Origin of the sequence: Streptomyces sp. NPDC088706, from assembly GCF_044752765.1 — a bacterium.
GTDB lineage: Bacteria > Actinomycetota > Actinomycetes > Streptomycetales > Streptomycetaceae > Streptomyces.
On the sequence record NZ_JBIVLW010000001.1, the window covers coordinates 384,840 to 403,860 of the forward strand.

14 protein-coding genes are annotated in these 19,021 nt (G+C 73.2%); 11 read left to right on the forward strand and 3 right to left on the reverse strand.

The window, feature by feature from the left end; genetic code table 11:
• Positions 1–82: 82 nt before the first annotated feature.
• On the forward strand, positions 83–1,204 hold the full coding sequence (gene cobT / locus ACIQAK_RS01800) for a nicotinate-nucleotide--dimethylbenzimidazole phosphoribosyltransferase (RefSeq protein WP_366388270.1): 1,122 nt from the start codon (positions 83–85) through the stop codon (positions 1,202–1,204).
• Positions 1,205–1,316: 112 nt separating this feature from the next.
• Here the strand turns inward: cobT and ACIQAK_RS01805 are convergent, their stop codons facing one another.
• Positions 1,317–2,081 carry a hypothetical protein gene (locus tag ACIQAK_RS01805; RefSeq protein ID WP_366388269.1) on the reverse strand — a complete coding sequence of 255 codons (765 nt, stop codon included), beginning with the start codon at positions 2,079–2,081 and terminating at the stop codon, positions 1,317–1,319.
• 88 nt (positions 2,082–2,169) lie between these two features.
• Here ACIQAK_RS01805 and ACIQAK_RS01810 point away from each other — a divergent pair, with 88 nt between their 5' ends.
• The 8 genes from ACIQAK_RS01810 (at position 2,170) to ACIQAK_RS01845 (ending at position 14,034) form a co-directional block, all read left to right on the forward strand.
• Positions 2,170–2,952, forward strand: coding sequence for an adenosylcobinamide-GDP ribazoletransferase (locus tag ACIQAK_RS01810; protein ID WP_366388268.1), 783 nt, complete (start codon positions 2,170–2,172; stop codon positions 2,950–2,952).
• Positions 2,953–3,239: 287 nt separating this feature from the next.
• Positions 3,240–4,799 carry a leucyl aminopeptidase gene (locus ACIQAK_RS01815; protein ID WP_366388267.1) on the forward strand — a complete coding sequence of 520 codons (1,560 nt, stop codon included), beginning with the start codon at positions 3,240–3,242 and terminating at the stop codon, positions 4,797–4,799.
• A gap of 412 nt (positions 4,800–5,211) precedes the next feature.
• A complete protein-coding gene (lpdA, locus tag ACIQAK_RS01820) occupies positions 5,212–6,600 on the forward strand; it encodes a dihydrolipoyl dehydrogenase (protein WP_366388266.1) in 1,389 nt (462 codons plus the stop codon).
• 62 nt (positions 6,601–6,662) lie between these two features.
• Complete coding sequence (gene sucB, locus ACIQAK_RS01825) at positions 6,663–8,558, forward strand: 2-oxoglutarate dehydrogenase, E2 component, dihydrolipoamide succinyltransferase (protein WP_366388265.1); 1,896 nt, start codon at positions 6,663–6,665, stop codon at positions 8,556–8,558.
• 148 nt (positions 8,559–8,706) lie between these two features.
• Positions 8,707–9,330 (forward strand): GntR family transcriptional regulator, encoded by a 624-nt coding sequence (locus tag ACIQAK_RS01830; RefSeq protein WP_366388264.1) that lies wholly within the window; start codon positions 8,707–8,709, stop codon positions 9,328–9,330.
• Positions 9,331–9,619: 289 nt separating this feature from the next.
• Complete coding sequence (aceE, locus tag ACIQAK_RS01835) at positions 9,620–12,340, forward strand: pyruvate dehydrogenase (acetyl-transferring), homodimeric type (protein ID WP_366388263.1); 2,721 nt, start codon at positions 9,620–9,622, stop codon at positions 12,338–12,340.
• 126 nt (positions 12,341–12,466) lie between these two features.
• Positions 12,467–13,450, forward strand: coding sequence for a YafY family protein (locus ACIQAK_RS01840; protein WP_366388262.1), 984 nt, complete (start codon positions 12,467–12,469; stop codon positions 13,448–13,450).
• 62 nt (positions 13,451–13,512) lie between these two features.
• Positions 13,513–14,034 (forward strand): DUF4240 domain-containing protein, encoded by a 522-nt coding sequence (locus tag ACIQAK_RS01845; RefSeq protein WP_366388261.1) that lies wholly within the window; start codon positions 13,513–13,515, stop codon positions 14,032–14,034.
• Positions 14,035–14,058: 24 nt separating this feature from the next.
• Here ACIQAK_RS01845 and ACIQAK_RS01850 read toward each other — a convergent pair whose 3' ends face one another.
• Positions 14,059–14,634, reverse strand: a complete 576-nt coding sequence (locus ACIQAK_RS01850; RefSeq protein WP_366388260.1) for a GNAT family N-acetyltransferase — start codon at positions 14,632–14,634, stop codon at positions 14,059–14,061.
• 95 nt (positions 14,635–14,729) lie between these two features.
• On the opposite strand from ACIQAK_RS01850, the gene ACIQAK_RS01855 reads away from it, so the two are divergent.
• Both ACIQAK_RS01855 and ACIQAK_RS01860 read left to right on the forward strand, forming a co-directional pair.
• Positions 14,730–15,629, forward strand: coding sequence for a TIGR01777 family oxidoreductase (locus ACIQAK_RS01855; protein WP_366388259.1), 900 nt, complete (start codon positions 14,730–14,732; stop codon positions 15,627–15,629).
• Positions 15,630–15,807: 178 nt separating this feature from the next.
• Entirely contained in the window at positions 15,808–17,199 is a 1,392-nt protein-coding gene (locus ACIQAK_RS01860; protein ID WP_366388258.1) for an FAD-dependent oxidoreductase, read from the forward strand.
• Positions 17,200–17,258: 59 nt separating this feature from the next.
• Here the strand turns inward: ACIQAK_RS01860 and ACIQAK_RS01865 are convergent, their stop codons facing one another.
• The gene (locus tag ACIQAK_RS01865; protein ID WP_366388257.1) at positions 17,259–18,995 is read right to left on the reverse strand and encodes a regulator; all 1,737 of its coding nucleotides are present in this window, start codon (positions 18,993–18,995) and stop codon (positions 17,259–17,261) included.
• Between the last annotated feature and the right edge of the window lie 26 nt (positions 18,996–19,021).

The following is a 19,021-nucleotide window of genomic DNA, read 5'->3' on the forward strand; positions in this document are numbered from 1 at the left end:
CGACCGGTACTGTTCCCGGCAGGGACCCGCCGCCGGGTTCCCGGACCGGAACCCGACGTGACGACCCGCGAGGCAGACCTCCGTGAACCTGGACGACTTCTCCGACCTGATCGAACGCCCCGACGGGGGCGTCCGGCGCGACGCCGAGGAACGGCGGAAGCGGCGAGCCGTCCCGCCGGGGGCGCTGGGACGGCTCGACGAGCTGGGCGAGTGGCTCAGCGCCGCGCAGCAGTCCGTGCCGGTCAGAGCGGTCGGGCAGCCGCGCGTGGTGCTCTTCGCGGGTGACCACGGGGTGGCGGAGCTGGGCGTCTCCGGGCGCGCGGCGGGCACTACCCACGAGCTGGTCCGGGCGGCCCTCGACGGGGCGAGCCCGGTGGCGGTGCTGGCCCGGCGCTTCTCGGTGCCGGTGCGGATCGTGGACGCCGGGATCGACTGCGACCCGGAGCTGCTGCCCGAGTCCGTCGTACGCCACCGGGTGCGGCGGGGTTCGGGGCGCATCGACATCGAGGACGCGCTGAGTGCCGAGGAGGCCGAGCGGGCCGTACGCCTGGGCATGGCGATCGCCGACGAGGAGGCCGACTCCGGCACCGATCTGGTGGTGCTCGGCGACCTGAGCGTCGGTGGGACCACGGCCGCGGCCACCCTGGTCGCGGCGCTCTGCGGTACGGACGCCTCGGTGGTGACCGGGCGCGGTGGTGCGGGCATCGACGACCTGGCCTGGATGCGCAAGTGCGCCGCGATCCGGGACGCGCTGCGCCGGGCCAGGCCGGTGCTGGGTGACCAGCTGGAGCTGCTGGCCACGGTGGGCGGCGCCGATCTGGCCGCGATGACGGGGTTCCTGCTCCAGTCGGCGGTGCGCCGGATGCCGGTGATCCTGGACGGGGTCGTCGCGTCGGCGTGTGCGCTGGTGGCGCAGCGCGCGGCGTTCCGGGCGCCGGACTGGTGGCTGGCCGGGCAGGTCAGCGGGGAGCCCGCGCAGGCGAAGGCGCTGGACCGGATGGCGCTGACCCCGCTGCTGGACCACGGGGTCACGGTGGGCGAGGGCGCGGGCGCGCTGCTGGCCCTGCCGCTGGTGCAGGCCGCGGCCGCGCTCGCCGCGGAGCTGCCGGAGCGTACGCCGGTGGTGGCCGACGACGACAGCGGCACCGAGGCGGCCGAGGACGCCGCCGGCCAGGACGAGGTGAGGAACCTCGACGCGACCTGAGCGGCGGCCGCAGAGGCGGCGGGCTCTGCGCCCGGGCACCTTCCTCGGGAGGGCGGCGGCGGTCAGGGCTTGCCGACGGGCGGCAGCGGGGCCCGGTCCGGGGCGGCGGCGGTCAGGGCTTGCCGACGGGCGGCAGCGGGGCCCGGTCCGGGGCGCCGCCGATGAGGTCCTGGAACTTCCGGCGCGGCCCCGCCCAGCGCACATCGTGGTGGTAGGCGCGCAGCACCGCCTTGGAGCGGGCACGATGGCGGTCGCGGTAGAACCGCTTGGCCCACGGCGAGGTGGGGCGGGCCAGGCGGAGCGCGCCGATCAGCGCGACGAACGGGACGAGGGTGCCGAGCACCGCCATCCGGGTCTTGCCCTTGAACAGCGCGACCAGGACGAAGCCGAAGTTGACGGCGTACGAGGTGATGACGCCGATCCGGCCCTGTTGCTCGTCCTCGGTGACGTCGTTCACCCCGAGCGGTGAGAACCCCGCCAGGACCAGCACGACCAGGGAGACGGTCAGCACGACGACCTCGACGCTCTGACGGCCCTGCTCGGTCCAGTAGACGTCGTCCAGATGCAGGATCAGCGCGAACTCGTCCAGCACCAGACCGGCCCCGATCCCGAAGATCACCGCGCAGATCCCGGCGGCCACCCCGTGCCGGCCGGCGGCCACCGCGCCGAAGCCGCCGACCACCGTCAGCACGACCCCGGGCACCACGTGGTGGATGTGCATCCCACCGGGGGTGACGTTGCGGAACGGGCCCTTCCCCGTGCGGATCATCCGCGTGATCGTGCGGGTGACGGCGAAGGTCAGGACGAAGGCGGCCAGCGCGAGGAGCAGGGGGAGCTTGCCCGGCTCGCCGATGTTGGTGTGCCACCAGTTACCCATGCCACCCACTCCCGATACCTGCGCTTCTAAAGCCTTATGTCCGTTTCGGCCAATCTATCCGTGAGCGGGAGTGGCTAGCCTGCCCGCGGTGACCTCTTTGAACAGCCACGGCCTGCGTTTCGCCTTCGGCACCCTCACCGTGCTCCCCGTCCGCGTGACCCGCTGGGACCGGGCGACCGCCCGGGCCGGCATGCTCTGCGCCCCCCTCGCCGGGCTCGCCGTCGGCCTGCTCGCCGCCGCGCTCGGCTCACTGTCCCTGCTGGCAGGCTCGGGGCCGCTGCTCGCGGCGGTCGCCTCCGTCGCGGTGCCCGCCGCCCTCACCCGGGGGCTGCACCTGGACGGCCTCGCCGACACGGCGGACGGCCTCGGCAGCGGGAAGCCTGCCGAGGACGCTCTGCGGATCATGAAGCGGTCCGACATTGGGCCGTTCGGTGTCATCGCGCTGCTCCTGGTCCTGCTGGCCCAGGTCGCGGTCCTCTTCGAGCTGTACGGGGAGGGCTGGGCGCACGGGGCGCTCGGGGCCGTCGTCGCGGGCGTCGCCGCCCGGCTCGCGCTCACCCTGGCGTCCCGTCAGGGCGTCCCGGCCGCCCGGCCGGAGGGCCTCGGCGCGGCGGTCGCCGCCACGGTCCCGGCCGGGTGGGCGCTGCTCACGACGGCGGTGACGGTGGCGCTGTGCGCGGCGGCGGGCGCCGGGGCCGGCCCGTACGGGGCGCTGCACCACGCGCTCGCGGTGCTGCTCGCCCTGGCCGCCGCCGAACTCCTGCTGCGCCACTGCGTACGACGGTTCGGCGGGGTGACCGGGGATGTGTTCGGCGGGGTGGCGGAGACGGCGGCGACGGCGGCCCTGGTGGTGCTGGCGCTCGGCCCCTGACCCCGGCGCCCGGCTCCCGGCTCCCGGCTCCCGGCTCCCGGCTCCCGGCTCCCGGCTCCCGGCTCCGAGCAGGCTCGCGCGCTCACCGGCGTACAACCGGGGAAGCGGTCTCCGAAAGGGCCCTCCCGGCCGCCCTGCCGGTCGGGATCGGCCCGCCGCCGTACCCCCCGGGGAGTGGCGCGCGTAGGCTCGTCGCTGGCACATCGCGGAGGCGTCCACGATGCGTCGGCACGGTCGGCCCACCCCTCGGCCGGACTCGAACTCAACGGAAGCGAGATTTCACCACCGTGACTGCTCTCACTCTCAGCACTGCCGGTGCGGCGACGCTGCGCGCCGACGCACTCGTCGTCGGCGTAGCGAAGGGCGCCGGATCCGCGTCGGGGGACCTGGTCCTCGCACCGGGCGCCGAGGCCGTGGACAAGGCGTTCGGCGGAAAGCTCGCCTCCGTTCTCGCGACCCTGGGGGCCGTGGGTGCCGAGGGCGAACTGACCAAGCTGCCCGCGCCGTCCGGCCTCAAGGTCCCGGTCGTCGTCGCGGTCGGGCTCGGTACGGTCCCGGACAAGGAGGACGCGTACGACGCCGAGGCGCTGCGCCGCGCCGCGGGCACCGCCGCCCGCGCGCTGGCCGGTTCGAAGAAGGCCGGCTTCGCGCTGCCCGCCGCGTCCGTCGAGGACGCCGCGGCCGTCGCCGAGGGCGCCCTGCTCGGCGCGTACGCCTTCACCGCCTACCAGGGCGGCGAGAACAAGCTCGCCCCCAAGGAGGCGAAGGCCAAGGGCAACGGCCCGAAGCTGCCGCTCGCCGAGGTGACCCTGGTCGGCGCCAAGCCGCGCGACAAGGCCTACAAGGCGGCCGTCGAGCGCGCCCTGGCCCTGGCCGAGGAGATCAACCGCGCCCGCGACCTGATCAACACCCCGCCCAACGACCTCTACCCCGAGTCCTTCGCCGCCGTGGCCACCGCCGCGGGCAAGGAGCACGGCATCAAGGTCCAGGTCCTCGACGAGAAGGCCCTGGTCAAGGGCGGCTTCGGCGGCATCCTGGGCGTCGGCCAGGGCTCCGCGAACGGCCCGCGCCTGGTGAAGCTCGCCTACACCCACTCGAAGGCGGAGAAGACCCTGGCCCTCGTGGGCAAGGGCATCACCTACGACTCGGGCGGCATCTCGCTCAAGCCGGCCGGCCACAACGAGACGATGAAGTGCGACATGAGCGGCGCCGCCGCCGTGTTCGCCGCCGTCGTCACGGCCGCCCGCCTCGGCCTGAAGGTCAACGTGACCGGCTGGCTGGCGCTCGCCGAGAACATGCCCTCCGGCAACGCCACCCGCCCCGGTGACGTGCTGCGCATGTACAGCGGCAAGACCGTCGAGGTGCTCAACACCGACGCCGAGGGCCGGCTCGTCCTGGGCGACGCGCTGACCCGCGCCTCCGAGGAGAGGCCCGACGCGATCGTCGACGTGGCGACCCTGACCGGTGCGATGGTGCTGGCGCTCGGCAACCGCACCTTCGGGATCATGTCCAACGACGACGCCTTCCGTACCTCGATCCACGAGATCGCCGAGGAGGTCGGCGAGGCCTCGTGGCCGATGCCGCTCCCCGCCGACCTGCGCAAGGGCATGGACTCCCCCACCGCCGACATCGCCAACATGGGTGAGCGCATGGGCGGCGGGCTGGTGGCCGGCCTGTTCCTGAAGGAGTTCGTGGGCGAGGGCATCGCCTGGGCGCACCTGGACATCGCGGGCCCGGCCTTCCACGAGGGCGCCCCGTACGGCTACACGCCCAAGGGCGGCACCGGCTCCGCGGTCCGCACCCTGGTGCGTCTCGCCGAGCGCACCGCCGACGGCGACCTGGGCTGAGTGATCGTCCGCGAAGGAGTGCCCGGCGGACCGTGGTCCCGGCCCTGATCCGCCGGGCACCCCTTACGGCCCCGGGCACAGGTCCGGGGCCGTACGCGTTGTGGCAGCGAAAGCGTGTTGTCGCGGCGAAAGTGGCAAGGAAGAGCGGGGGGCGAGCGGGTTTCGCTCTCGACGAACACCGGCCGAATCCGTAGGTATCCACCCAGCAGTAACCCTCCGGGGCGGACGATCGTCCGCCCCGGACCCGGGCCCCGCGTCCCGCCCGCCGTCATCAAGTGCGAAGATGGGTTCTCGGCAGGACAGGGCCCCCACCACAGGGCCGAAGACAAAAGCGGCCGAACACCAGCCGACCGGCCGGTCACACCCCAGCGACGGGGCCCGGCGTACGGCGCACATGCATGGAGGACGTGACGTGGCGAACGACGCCAGCACCGTTTTCGACCTAGTGATCCTCGGCGGTGGCAGTGGCGGGTACGCCGCGGCCCTGCGCGGAGCGCAGCTGGGCCTGGACGTCGCCCTGATCGAGAAGGGCAAGGTCGGCGGCACCTGCCTGCACAACGGCTGCATCCCCACGAAGGCACTGCTGCACGCGGGCGAGATCGCGGACCAGGCCCGCGAGTCGGCCCAGTTCGGCGTGAAGGCGACCTTCGAGGGCATCGACATGGAGGCCGTCAACAAGTACAAGGACGAGGTGATCTCGGGCCTGTACAAGGGTCTCCAGGGTCTCATCGCCTCGCGCAAGGTCCACTACATCGAGGGTGAGGGCAAGCTCTCCTCCCCCACCTCCGTCGACGTGAACGGCCAGCGCGTCCAGGGCCGCCACGTGCTGCTGGCGACCGGCTCCGTGCCGAAGTCGCTGCCGGGCCTGGAGATCGACGGCGACCGGATCATCTCCTCGGACCACGCGCTGAAGATGGACCGCGTCCCGAAGTCGGCGATAGTGCTGGGCGGCGGCGTCATCGGCGTCGAGTTCGCCTCGGCGTGGAAGTCCTTCGGCACCGAGATCACCATCGTCGAGGGCCTGAAGCACCTCGTCCCGGTCGAGGACGAGAACAGCTCGAAGCTTCTTGAGCGCGCGTTCCGCAAGCGCGGCATCAAGTTCAACCTCGGCACGTTCTTCGAGAAGGCCGAGTACACGCAGGACGGCGTCCGCGTCACCCTCGCCGACGGCAAGACGTTCGAGGCGGAGCTGCTGCTCGTCGCCATCGGCCGAGGCCCGGTCTCGCAGGGGCTGGGCTACGAGGAGCAGGGCGTCGCCATGGACCGCGGCTATGTCCTGGTCGACGAGTACATGCAGACCAACGTGCCCACGATCTCGGCCGTGGGCGACCTCGTCCCGACCCTCCAGCTCGCCCACGTCGGCTTCGCCGAGGGCATCCTGGTGGCGGAGCGTCTCGCCGGTCTCAAGACCGTCCCGATCGACTACGACGGCGTGCCGAAGGTGACGTACTGCCACCCCGAGGTCGCCTCCGTGGGTATCACCGAGGCCAAGGCCAAGGAGATCTACGGCGCGGACAAGGTCGTCGTCCTGAAGTACAACCTCGCGGGCAACGGCAAGAGCAAGATCCTGAAGACCGCGGGCGAGATCAAGCTCGTCCAGGTCAAGGACGGTGCCGTGGTCGGCGTCCACATGGTGGGCGACCGCATGGGCGAACAGGTCGGCGAAGCCCAGCTGATCTACAACTGGGAGGCGCTGCCGTCCGAGGTCGCGCAGCTCATCCACGCCCACCCGACGCAGAACGAGGCGATGGGCGAGGCCCACCTGGCGCTGGCCGGCAAGCCCCTCCACTCGCACGACTGATCCCCCGGTTCCGGGCGCGACGACCGACCACTTCCGCATTTTCGTAAGGAGCAACTGAAACCATGTCGGTTTCCGTAACCCTTCCGGCGCTCGGCGAGAGCGTCACCGAGGGCACTGTCACCCGTTGGCTGAAGGCCGAGGGCGAGCGCGTCGAGGCCGACGAGCCGTTGCTCGAGGTCTCGACCGACAAGGTCGACACCGAGATCCCGGCCCCCGCGTCCGGCGTTCTGTCGTCCATCAAGGTCGCCGAGGACGAGACCGTCGAGGTCGGCGCCGAGCTGGCCGTCATCGACGACGGCTCCGGCGCTCCGGCCGAGGCCGAGGCTCCGGCCGAGGCCGAGGCTCCGGCCGAGGCCGAGTCCACCGAGCCGGCCGCCACCCCGGCCCCGGCGGCCGAAGAGGCGCCCACCGCCCCGTCGACCGAGACCGAGGCTCCGGCCGAGGCCCCGACCGCCGAGGCCGCCACCGGCGGTTCGTCCGCCGAGGGCACCGACGTCACCCTCCCGGCGCTCGGCGAGAGCGTCACCGAGGGCACCGTCACCCGCTGGCTGAAGGAGGTCGGCGAGGAGGTCGCGGAGGACGAGCCCCTCCTCGAGGTCTCCACGGACAAGGTCGACACCGAGATCCCCGCCCCGGTCGCCGGTGTGCTGCTGGAGATCGTGGTCGCCGAGGACGAGACCGCCGAGGTCGGCGCCAAGCTCGCCGTCATCGGTGCTCCGGGCGCCGCCCCGAAGCAGGAGGCCCCCGAGCAGCAAGCCCCGAAGGAGGAGGCTCCGCAGCAGGAGGCTCCGCAGCAGGAGGCTCCCCAGCAGGAGGTGCCGAAGGCCGAGGCCCCCAAGGCCGAGGCTCCGAAGCAGGAGGAGGCTCCGAAGCAGGAGGCTCCCCAGGCCGAGGCTCCCCAGCAGGAGGCGCCGAAGGCCGAGGCCCCCGCGGCTCCCGCCCCGGCTCCGGCGCAGCCCGCCCCCGCCGCCCCGGCACCGGCCGCCACCCCGGCCGCGCCCTCCGGCGACGACGGCGCGTACGTCACGCCGCTGGTCCGCAAGCTCGCGTCCGAGAACAACGTGGACCTGGGCTCGGTCAAGGGCACCGGCGTCGGCGGCCGTATCCGCAAGCAGGACGTCGTCGCCGCCGCGGAGGCCGCCAAGGCCGCCGCCGCTGCTCCGGCGCCCTCCGCTGTGACTGGCGGAGGCCATGCCGCCGCCGCCAAGGCCGCGCCGAAGCTGGAGGCCTCCCCGCTGCGTGGTCAGACGGTCAAGATGACCCGCATGCGCAAGGTCATCGGCGACAACATGATGAAGGCGCTGCACTCGCAGGCCCAGCTGACCTCGGTCGTCGAGGTCGACATCACCAAGCTGATGAAGCTGCGCAACCAGGCGAAGGCCGCGTTCGCCGCCCGTGAGGGCGTCAAGCTGTCCCCGATGCCGTTCTTCGTGAAGGCGGCGGCCCAGGCGCTGAAGGCCCACCCGGTCGTCAACGCCCGGATCAACGAGGGCGAAGGCACCATCACGTACTTCGACGCGGAGAACATCGGCATCGCCGTGGACGCGGAGAAGGGCCTGATGACCCCGGTCATCAAGGGTGCGGGTGACCTGAACCTCGCCGGTATCTCGAAGAAGACCGCCGAGCTGGCCGGCAAGGCCCGCGGTGGCGGCCTGACCCCGGACGACATGTCCGGTGCCACCTTCACCATCAGCAACACCGGTTCGCGCGGTGCGCTGTTCGACACCGTCATCGTGCCGCCGAACCAGGCAGCCATCCTGGGCATCGGCGCCACGGTCCGCCGCCCGGTGGTCATCGACCACCCGGACCTCGGCGAGACCATCGCGGTGCGCGACATGACCTACCTCGCGCTCTCCTACGACCACCGCCTGGTGGACGGCGCGGACGCCGCCCGTTACCTGACGTCGGTCAAGGCGATCCTGGAGGCCGGTGAGTTCGAGGTCGAGCTCGGCCTCTGAACGCTCCGGCTGTAACCAGCCTCACCAGCGGCGCCCCCGTCCGGAACTCTTCCGGGCGGGGGCGCCGCCGTATTGTCTAAACACCACGGGAGGCCTACCGCCACCGTGATGATGTAGGCAGCACCGGTCTGCCCTGAAGGAGCGCTCCATGACCCCGCCCGTCGTCCACTCGCTGCGCGAACAGATCCGCGAGCACATCGTGGAGGGGATCGTCAGCGGGCGCTGGAAGCCGGGCGAGCGGATCGTGGAGCGCCGGATCGCCACCGAGCTGGAGGTCAGCCAGACGCCCGTACGGGAGGCGCTGCGCGAGCTGGAGACGCTGCGGCTGATCGAGTCGGCCCCCAACAAGGGCGTCCGGGTCCGCAACCTCACCGCGGCCGACCTGGAGGAGAGCTACCCGGTACGGGCCGGTCTGGAGCAGATCGCGGCCGAGCTGGCGGCCCCGCTGCTCGGCCAGGACTGCTCGGCGCTGGAGCCGCATGTGGTGGCGCTGTACGAGGCGGACCGGCTGGCCGACGGTGAGGCCCAGGTGCGGCACACGGTGGGCTTCCACCGGGAGATGGTCCGGGCCGCCGGGAACGCGGTGCTGCTGCACACCTGGGAGGGACTGGGCATCGAGGTGTTCACCGCCCTGTCGATCCGCTGGCTGGGCACGGTGCAGAAGTCGTACGCGGAGGAGCACCAGGCGCTCATCGACGCGTTCCTGGCCGGGGACCCGCAGATCGGCGCCCTGGTGAAGGCCCACGTGCTGGGCTGCGCGCCCCGCGCGTAAGCCTCCGGGCGCCCGCGTCCGGCCGGCTCGGCGAGCTCCGGTCATCTGGCGGGCGGCCTGCTCTTCCGTGCAGGTCAGCACCCTTTTTGTGCGCTTTTTCGCGTCACTCCGTGCCCCGTTCCGAGGCACGGCATGCCACTTTTCTTCGTATCGAGAAGTTTTGCCTTCAATCCTTTGATCGATCATCGATCAGCGACTTACAGTTCACTCCGCGGGCCCACCGGCCCCATCGCCCTGTCCTGCCAGTCAGGGCCTTCTCCACCCCCCTCCTCCCCGGAAGGCGGCGATCATGACCGACCCCGTAGCAAAGCTTCCGAGCGAGCTCGACCAGCTCCCGGACCGTGACCCCGAGGAGACCGCCGAATGGGCGGCCTCCCTGGACGCCGTCACCCAGGCCGCCGGCCCGCACCGCGCCGCGTACCTGATGCGCCGCTCGCTGCAGCACGCCGAGGGCGCCGGTCTCGCGCTGCCCAAGCTGCTGGAGACCGATTACGTCAACTCCATCCCGACCGCCGCCGAGCCCGCGTTCGACGGCGACCTGGAGATGGAGTCGAAGATCACCGCGTGGAACCGCTGGAACGCGGCCGCGATGGTCACCCGGGGCGCCCGGTACGGGGTGGGCGGCCACATCGCCACCTTCGCGTCGGCGGCCTGGCTCTACGAGACCGGCTTCAACCACTTCTTCCGCGGCAAGGAAGGAGGGGGCACCTCCCGTTCGAGCGCAGCCGAGAATGGGGGAGGCTCCGGCGACCAGCTCTACATCCAGGGCCACGCCTCCCCCGGCATCTACGCCCGCGCCTTCCTCGACGGCCGCCTCAGCGAGCGGCAGCTCGACCACTTCCGCCAGGAGTCCGGTGGCGAGGGCCTGCCCTCCTACCCGCACCCGCGGCGGCTGCCCTGGCTGTGGGAGTTCCCCACCGTGTCGATGGGCCTCGGCCCGCTCTCGGCCATCTACCAGGCGCGCTTCAACCGCTATCTGACCAACCGCTCCATCAAGGACACCTCCGACTCGCACGTCTGGGCCTTCCTCGGCGACGGCGAGATGGACGAGCCCGAGTCGACCGCCGCCCTCGCGCTGGCGGCCCGTGAGCAGCTCGACAACCTGACCTTCGTCATCAACTGCAACCTGCAGCGCCTCGACGGCCCGGTCCGCGCCAACTTCCGCATGGTCCAGGAGCTGGAGGCGCAGTTCCGCGGGGCCGGCTGGAACGTCGTCAAGACGCTCTGGGGCAACGCCTGGGACGAGCTGTTCCAGCTGGACACCACGGGCGCGCTGCTGCGCCGCCTGCGGGAGGTCCCGGACGCGCAGTTCCAGACGTACTCCACCCGTGACGTGGCCTACATCCGCGAGCACTTCTTCGGCGCCGAGCCCGCCCTCGTCGAGCTGGCGAAGCTGCTCAGCGACGCGAAGATCGCCGAGTGTTTCTACACCTCGCGCGGCGGCCACGAGGCCCGCAAGGTGTACGCGGCGTACAAGGCGGCGGTCGAGCACAAGGGTGCGCCGACCGTGATCCTGGCCCAGACGGTCAAGGGCTACACGCTCGGCAAGGGCTTCGAGTCCAAGAACGCCAACCACCAGATGAAGAAGCTGTCGATCGACGAGTTCAAGGGCATGCGCGAGCTGCTCGGCCTCCCGATCCCCGACAGCGCCTTCGAGGACGGTCTCGTCCCCTACGGCCACCCCGGCGCCGACTCCCCCGAGGTCCGCTACCTCCAGGAGCGCCGGGCCGCCCTCGGCGGTCCCGCCCCGGCCCGCCGGATGCACGCCTCCGCGCCGCTGCCGCAGCCCGGGGAACGCGCGTTCAAGGCCCTGTACAAGGGGTCCGGCAAGCAGGAGATGGCCACCACCATGGCGTTCGTCCGCCTGGTGAAGGACCTGATGCGGGACAAGGAGACCGGCAGGCGCTGGGTGCCGATCGTCCCGGACGAGGCGCGCACCTTCGGTATGGAGTCCCTGTTCCCCTCGGCCGGCATCTACTCGCCGCTCGGCCAGACGTACGAGCCGGTCGACCGCGACCAGTTGATGTACTACAAGGAGGCCAAGGACGGCCAGATCCTCAACGAGGGGATCACCGAGGCCGGGGCCATGGCCGACTTCATCGCCGCCGCCACGTCGTACGCGACGCACGGCGAGACGATGATCCCGTTCTACATCTTCTACTCGATGTTCGGCTGGCAGCGGACCGGCGACCAGATGTGGCAGCTCGCCGACCAGCTCGGCAAGGGCTTCATCGTCGGCGCCACGGCGGGCCGTACGACCCTGACGGGTGAGGGCCTCCAGCACGCGGACGGCCACTCGCACCTGATCGCGGCCACCAACCCGGCCTCGCTCAACTACGACCCGGCGTTCGCGTACGAGGTCGCGGTGATCGTCAAGGACGGTCTGCGCCGGATGTACGGCGGTGCCGTCCCCGGCGAGGACTCGGACGTCTTCTACTACCTGACGGTCTACAACGAGCCGAAGCCCCAGCCCGCGATGCCCGAGGGCGTCGAGGAGGGCATCGTCAAGGGCCTGTACCGCTTCAAGGAGGGCACGCCCGCCACGGCGGACGCGCCGCGCCTGCAGCTGCTGGCCTCCGGTACGGCGATCCACTGGGCCCTGGAGGCCCAGGAGCTGCTGGCCGCCGACTGGGGTGTCACGGCCGACGTCTGGTCCGCCACCTCGTGGGGCGAGCTGCGCCGCGACGCGCTGGCGGCGGACGAGGCGCTGCTCCGCGGTGAGCTGCGGGTCCCGTACGTGACGCAGGCGCTCTCCGGTGCGCCAGGTCCGGTGCTCGCGGTCAGCGACTGGATGCGCCAGGTCCCGGACCAGATCAGCCAGTGGGTGGAGCAGGACTGGTCCTCGCTCGGCACGGACGGCTTCGGCCTCTCCGACACCCGCGAGGCGGCCCGCCGGCACTTCGGGGTCGACGCCCGGTCGATCGCGGTGGCGGCGCTGGCCCAGCTCGCCAAGCGCGGCGAGGTGCCGGCCTCGGCGGTCAAGGAGGCCCGGGAGCGCTACGGGCTCTGAGCCCCCTCCCGTACAGCTCCGAGCCCCCCGGTCACCGGGGCGGGTGCGTCCGACAGCGCCCCGTCCCGGCGGCCGGGGGTTTCGGCGTGGGCGGCCGGCGGCTTCCACCGCCGCCACAATGGGCGTATGCGCGCTGCCCGGCTGATCAAGATGGTGCTGCTCCTGCAGTCCCGCCCCGCCATGTCCGCCGCCGAACTGGCCAAGGAGCTGGAGGTGTCGGAGCGTACGGTCACCCGGGACGCGCAGGCGCTCTCCGAGGCGGGCGTCCCGGTGTACGCGGAGCGCGGCCGGGCGGGCGGCTACCGGCTCATCGGCGGCTACCGCACCCGGCTGACCGGCCTGGCCCGGAACGAGGCGGAGGCGCTCTTCCTCTCCGGGCTGCCCTCCGCGCTGCGCGAGATGGGGCTGGAGGACGCTGGCTCGGCCGCCCGGCTCAAGGTCTCGGCCGCGCTGCTGCCCTCCCTCCGGGACGCCTCCTCCGCCGCCGCCCAGCGCTTCCACCTGGACGCCCCGTCCTGGTACCACGAGCCGGAGCCCCCCGAACTGCTGCCCGCCGTCGCCGACGCCGTCTGGGACGACCGCCTGCTGCGGGCCCGCTACCGCAAGGGCGGGGGCCGCGAGCACGCGGGTACGGAGGTGAGGCGGGAGCTCGCTCCGTACGGGCTCGTCCTCAAGGCCGGGGTCTGGTATCTCTGCGCCAAGGCGGGCCGTGACTTCCGGGTCTACCGGATCGACCGGTTCACCTCCGTGGAGCCGGCCGGCGAGCGCTTCGAGCGGGACGCGGCCTTCGACCTGCCCGCGTTCTGGGAGGCGCGGGCCGCCGAGTTCGCCCGGTCCCTCCTGCGGACCGAAGTGACCGTACGGGTGTCCGAGAGCGGTGCGCGGCAGCTCGCGTACACCAGGGACCGGGCGGCCGCCGCGGCGGCCCTCGCCGAGGCCCCTCCCGCCGGCCCGGACGGGTGGCGCACGGTCGTCCTGCCCGTGGAGTCACTGGACGTGGCATACAGCCAGCTCCTTTCGCTGGGTCCCGAGTTGGAGGTCGTGGCGCCCGAAGAGCTGCGGGGCCGGTTCGCCGAGGCGGTCGAACGCCTGAGTGATCTTTATCGCTGAAAGGCTTCTTTTCGCCGTCTGGGCGTGCGGGGGGTCCCGGCAGGCTGGATGCTGGACCCGTGATGGACGAGACGGAATTCTGGGAGCTCATCGACAGCAGCCGCGAGGGAGCCGAGGGCGACCCCGAGGAGCAGGCCGATCTGCTCGTGGAACGGCTGGTGCAGCTCGACCCCGATTCCGTGCTGGACTTCGCCCGGCACTTCGAGGCCCGCTACAACCGCGCCTACCGCTGGGACCTGTGGGGCGCGGCCGCCGTGCTGCTCGGCGGGGCGAGCGACGACGCCTTCGACTACTTCCGGTGCTGGCTGATCGGCCAGGGCCGGGAGGTCTTCGAGGGCGCGCTGCACGACCCGGACGACCTGGCCGAGTTGCTGGAGGAGTTCGACGAGGAGGTGGACGGGGACGGCGAGGAGCTGGGTTACGCGGCGGACGAGGCGTACGAGCAGCTCACCGGCGTGGTCGCGCCGGATCTCGGCCTGCCACCGCAGCCCACCGAGCCGCTGGGGTCACCGGTCGACTTCGAGGACGACGAGGCGCTGGCCGCCCGCTACCCGGAGCTCTGGGACCGCTTCGCCCCCCGCTGAACCGCCGAGCATCGGGGAGAGAGGTCAGCCAGGGGCACCCGGGGTGAGCGAGCGGCCCATCAGCACGTCGTCGACATAGCGCCCGTGCAGGAAGAACTCCCCGCTCAGCACCCCTTCGACGACGAACCCCTCGGAGGCGTAGAGCGCCCGGGCGGGGGTGTTGTGCCCGAGCACCCGCAGCGTGATCCGGTTGGCACCCTGGCGCCGCGCCTCGGCGCACGCGGCCCGCAGCAGCGTCCGCCCGACCCCGGCCCCGCGCGCCCAGCTCGCCACGGCGAGGCCCTGTATCTGCCGCACATGGGCGTTGCAGACGAGCGGGGTGGGCGGGACCAGGCGTATGTACCCGGCGATCGGTGTCCCGCCGGAATCATCGGCCGGGGCCTTCGCCTCCGTCGCGGCCTCGGCCACGGCCTCGGCCTCGGCCACCAGGAAGTCCCCGGGCCGGTGCCGCTCGTCGAAGAAGGGGTCGTACGGGGGCTGGGGCCGCGGCGTCACCGCGTGCAGCGTCGACCAGGTGGACCGGTCGAGGTCGCCGAGCGCTTCCTCGTCGGCGGGCCGGGCGGGACGGACGAAGACGGAGTGGAGGGTGGTTGCGGACATGACCTGACTGTCCCATGCGGGTTCTGCGCACTCCATGGTGTCTTCCCCCGTATCCACTGCCGTGTTTCCCGTAATCCGTGGGGCAGGATGGCACCATGCCGACCTCCCGTATCGCCGTCACTGGATCGTCCGGACTCATCGGAGCGGCGCTCGTGCGCTCACTGCGCGCCGACGGGCACGAGGTGGCCCGCCTGGTGCGGCGGCCCGCCAGGTCCGGGGACGAGGTGGAGTGGGACCCCAAGCGGGGTCACGTCGACGTGGCCGGGCTGGTGGGCTGCGACGCGGTCGTCCACCTCGCCGGGGCCGGGGTCGGCGACCACCGCTGGACCGACGACTACAAGCGGGAGATCCGCGAGAGCCGGGTGCTGGGCACCGCCGCGGTCGCCGAGGCCGTCGCCTCGCTCGACACCCCGCCCAAGGTGCTGCTCTCCAGCTCCGCCATCGGCTACTACGGCGACACGGGAGACCGCGCCGTGGACGAGAGCGCACCGCCGGGGGACGGTTTCCTGCCCTCCGTCTGTGAGGAGTGGGAGGCCGCGACCGCGGCCGCCGAGGAGCGGGGCATCCGCACGGTGCACGCCCGCACCGGACTGGTGGTGGCCCGCGAGGGCGGGGCGTGGGGGCGGCTGTTCCCGCTGTTCAAGGCCGGGCTGGGCGGGCGGATGGGCGACGGCCGGCAGTACTGGAGCTTCATCGCCCTGCACGACCATGTCGCGGCACTGCGCCACATCCTGGACACCGAGTCGCTGACCGGCCCGGTGAACCTGACCGGGCCCGACCCGGTCACCAACGCCGAGGTGACCGCCGCGATGGGCCGCGTACTGCGCCGCCCGACCCTGTTCACGGCCCCCGCGCCGGCGCTGCGGGGCGCGCTCGGGGAGTTCGCCGGCGATGTGCTGGGAAGCCAGCGGGTGATCCCCGCGCAGTTGCTGGACTCCGGCTTCTCGTTCGCGTTCCCCGGCGTCGACGCGGCGATCCGCGCGGCGCTGCGCTGAGCCGCAGCCCGTACCCGCGCAGGTCGGCCAGGTGTGCGACCCCGTGCCCCGTTGCCCCCGGGCACGCGCGTCTGACCCAGTATCGGCCATCCTCCTAGCCTCGATGCGAACTCCGGCATTCCGGGGACCTGTTGGGGGCAAGAAGCCCCCACCAGTCGCACCGACTCGGGGAGGGCTTGTGCGCAGCACGGCACACCACGCGGACGTGATCATCATCGGGGCCGGGATCGCCGGCCTCTCAGCGGCCCATCTGCTGACCGGCGCCGGAGTCGGCGTCAGTGTTCTGGAGGCGGCCTCCACCGTGGGCGGCCGACTGGCCACCCATCAGGTGGACGGCTTCCGTCTCGACCAGTTCGGCCCCCTGCTCTGCACCTCCTGGCCGGAGCTGACCTCCACCCCGGGGCTCGGCACCCCGGAGCTGCGGGAGTTCGCGCCCGGGGTACTGGTGCACAGCGAGGGCCGCCGCCATCGCACCGGTGACATACGGAGCGCGAGGGGCGCACTCAGAGCCGTACGCACCCGGTCAAGCGCCCCCCAGCTCTCACCCGGCGGGTGCGGGAGCCATCTGCGCCTGGTGTCCCGAGGCGGCCTCGGCGTCAGGAGCGCGGGCCTCAGGAGCAGCGGCACCGTGTCCGACGCGATCGACCGGGCCCGCCTCGGCGCGGCGCTCTCCCGGCTGGCCGCCACCCCGACGGCCCAGCTGCTGGCCCGCCCCGAGCGGACGGCGCTCGCCGCGCTGACGGCGGGCCAGCTGCCCGCCCGTACGGTGGACGGCGTCCTGCGCCCACTGCTCCGCGCGCTGCTCGGCGATCCCGGCCTCACCACGTCGAGCCGGTGCGCGGATCTGGCGCTGCGGGACTACGCGCGGGGCGGGCTCTGTGTCCCGGCGGGAGGTTCGGGGACGCTGCCGGACCTGCTGGCGGCCGCCCTGCCGCCCGGCACGGTACGGACCGGGGTGCACGTCACGGCCGCCGACATCACCACCGTACGCACCAAGGAGCACGGCGAACTGGGGTGCCGCTCCCTGCTGCTGGCCACCGGTGCGGGTGCCGCGGCCGAACTGCTGCCGGGACTGCGGGTGCCCGCCTTCCGCCCGGTGACGGTCCTTCACCACACCGCGCCCGCGCCGCCGCCGACCGGCCGGTCGCTGGTGCTGGACGGCGACCGGTCGGGGCCGGTGGCGTACACGGCGGCGATGAGCGAGGTCGACCCATCGCGCGCTCCGGAGGGCCGGGCGTTGATCACGTCGACCGTGCTGGGGAGTCCGCCGCCGGACCTGGACCGTTCCGTGCGCGGGCACCTTGCCGCGCTGTACGGGACCCCGACGGACGACTGGGAGCTGCTGGCCGCCCACCACGACCCGGAGGCGGTGCCCGCGATGGAGGCCCCGCACGACCCGCGCCGGCCGGTGCGGGTGCTGGCCGGGCTGTACGTGTGCGGCGACCACCGTGGCACGAGCACGGTCCAGGGCGCGCTGCACTCGGGACGCCGGGCCGCCGAGGCGATCCTGACGGACCTGGGTGTGACCCCGGCGCGCGAGGGGGGCGCGCGGCTGTCGGAGGCGGCGTAGGACGTGTCCGGTCCTGCTGCGCCGGACACGCCCCAGGAATGTCGCGGCCAGGCCCGGGGTCAGCCGAGCGCTGCCACCCGGTCGCGGTAGCCGCGTACGGCGGGGGCGTCCCGGTACGGCTCCAGGCTGCGCTCGAAGGCGCGTACGTACTCCGTGGCCCGGACCGAGCGCATCTCGCGGGCCTGCTGGGCCGCCTCGGCCCCCAGCCGGCAGGCCTGGTCGAGCTCGCCGAGGCCCAGCCGGGCGGAGGCGAGCACCACCCGGCAGAACAGCCGGCTGCGGGCGTACGCCGGGGCGCGCAGCTGGAGTGAGCGCTCGGCGTGCTGGGCGGCGGCCCGGTACTGCTGGAGGTCGCGGTGGCAGTGGCCGAGTTCGTGGGCGAGCTGTGCCTCGTCGAAGGGGCGGGCCCACTGCGGCGGCTCGTCCCCGGGGCGCGCGACCTCCAGGGCGTGCTCGGCCCGGGTCAGCGCGGCGGTGCAGGCCCGTGCCTCGCCGAGGATGCCGTGGCCGCGCGCCTCGACCGAGTGCAGCAGCGCCTGGACGAGGGGCGGGGCGGCGGAGCCGATGCCCTGCTGGGCGACGCGGGCGAGCTGCACGGCCTCCCTGCCGTGGCCGAGGTAGACGGCCTGGCGGCTCATGGTGATCAGGACGTACGCGCCGTAGCCGCGGTCCCCGGCGGCCTGGGCGAGCCGCAGGGCCTGGACGAAGTACCGCTGGGCCAGACCGTGGGCGGCGATGTCGAACGAGGTCCAGCCGGCCAGCCGGGTCAGGTCGGCGACCGCGGCGAAGAGGCGGCGCCCGGTGGCTTCGCCGTAACTTCCCCGGAGCATCGGCTCGGCCTCGTGCTCCAGATAGCGCACGAGGGCCTGGCGGGCGTGGCCGCCGCCGTAGGTGTGGTCGAGGGTGCGGAAGAGCTCGCCGACCGAGCGCAGCGCCGCGACGTCCCCGCTGCCGACCCGCTGGCCGGGTCCGCGCTCGGTCTGCCGCTGGCGCGGGACCACGGGGAGCGGCTCCGTACCGGACGAGGCTCCGGAGCCGGCAAGACCGCCGGGCAGTCCACCGGGCAGGGCCCTGGCCCCGAAGCGGCCACCCGGAGCGGGCTGGGCCACCCCGGACGGGTCCGCCCCCGACGGCTGGCCACCGGCGGGGACGGGGTGGCCGGCCGGCGGGCCGGGCCGACCGCCGGGGCGCACGGGTCCGCCGGGGCGTGGCGCGCCCCGGAGCTCGGTGCGCGAGGCCCCGTCCGTACGACCCGGTGCCTCCGTACGGCCGGGCGCCTGGGCCCCGGCGGCCCCGGCGCCCGGCCTGCGGGGCGGGGCGGGCGGCTGAACCGCCCCGCCGTCGCGGGCCACCCACTCGTCGGCGCGGCCGATCAGCCAGTCCCGGCTGGGGACGACGAGCCCGGCGGGCGTGAAGGCGATCTTCCGCAGTTCGGTGTGGGTGCCCGAGTCCTTGCGCCACAGTCCGCTGACGATGTCGACGGCCTCGGCGGGGGTGGCCGCGAACTCGAGACCCGCGTAGACCGGTGCGCAGGCGTCGAGCCCGAGGTCCTGGGCGGAGAGCCGCCGCCCGAGGCGCCGGGTGAAGACCTCGGCGATCAGGGCGGGGGTGGTGCCGCGCGGCTGCTGTCCCCGCAGCCAGCGGGTGACCGAGGTTTTGTCGTACCGCAGGTCCAGTCCGTGTTCGAGGCCGAGCTGATCGACCCGGCGGGCGAGACCCGCGTGGGAGAACCCGGCTTCCGCGATGAGGGAGGCGAGGCGGCGGTTGGGCGTGCGCTGCGGGGGTCGTTCCGACATCAGCTGTACGGTCTCCTGCCTTCGGG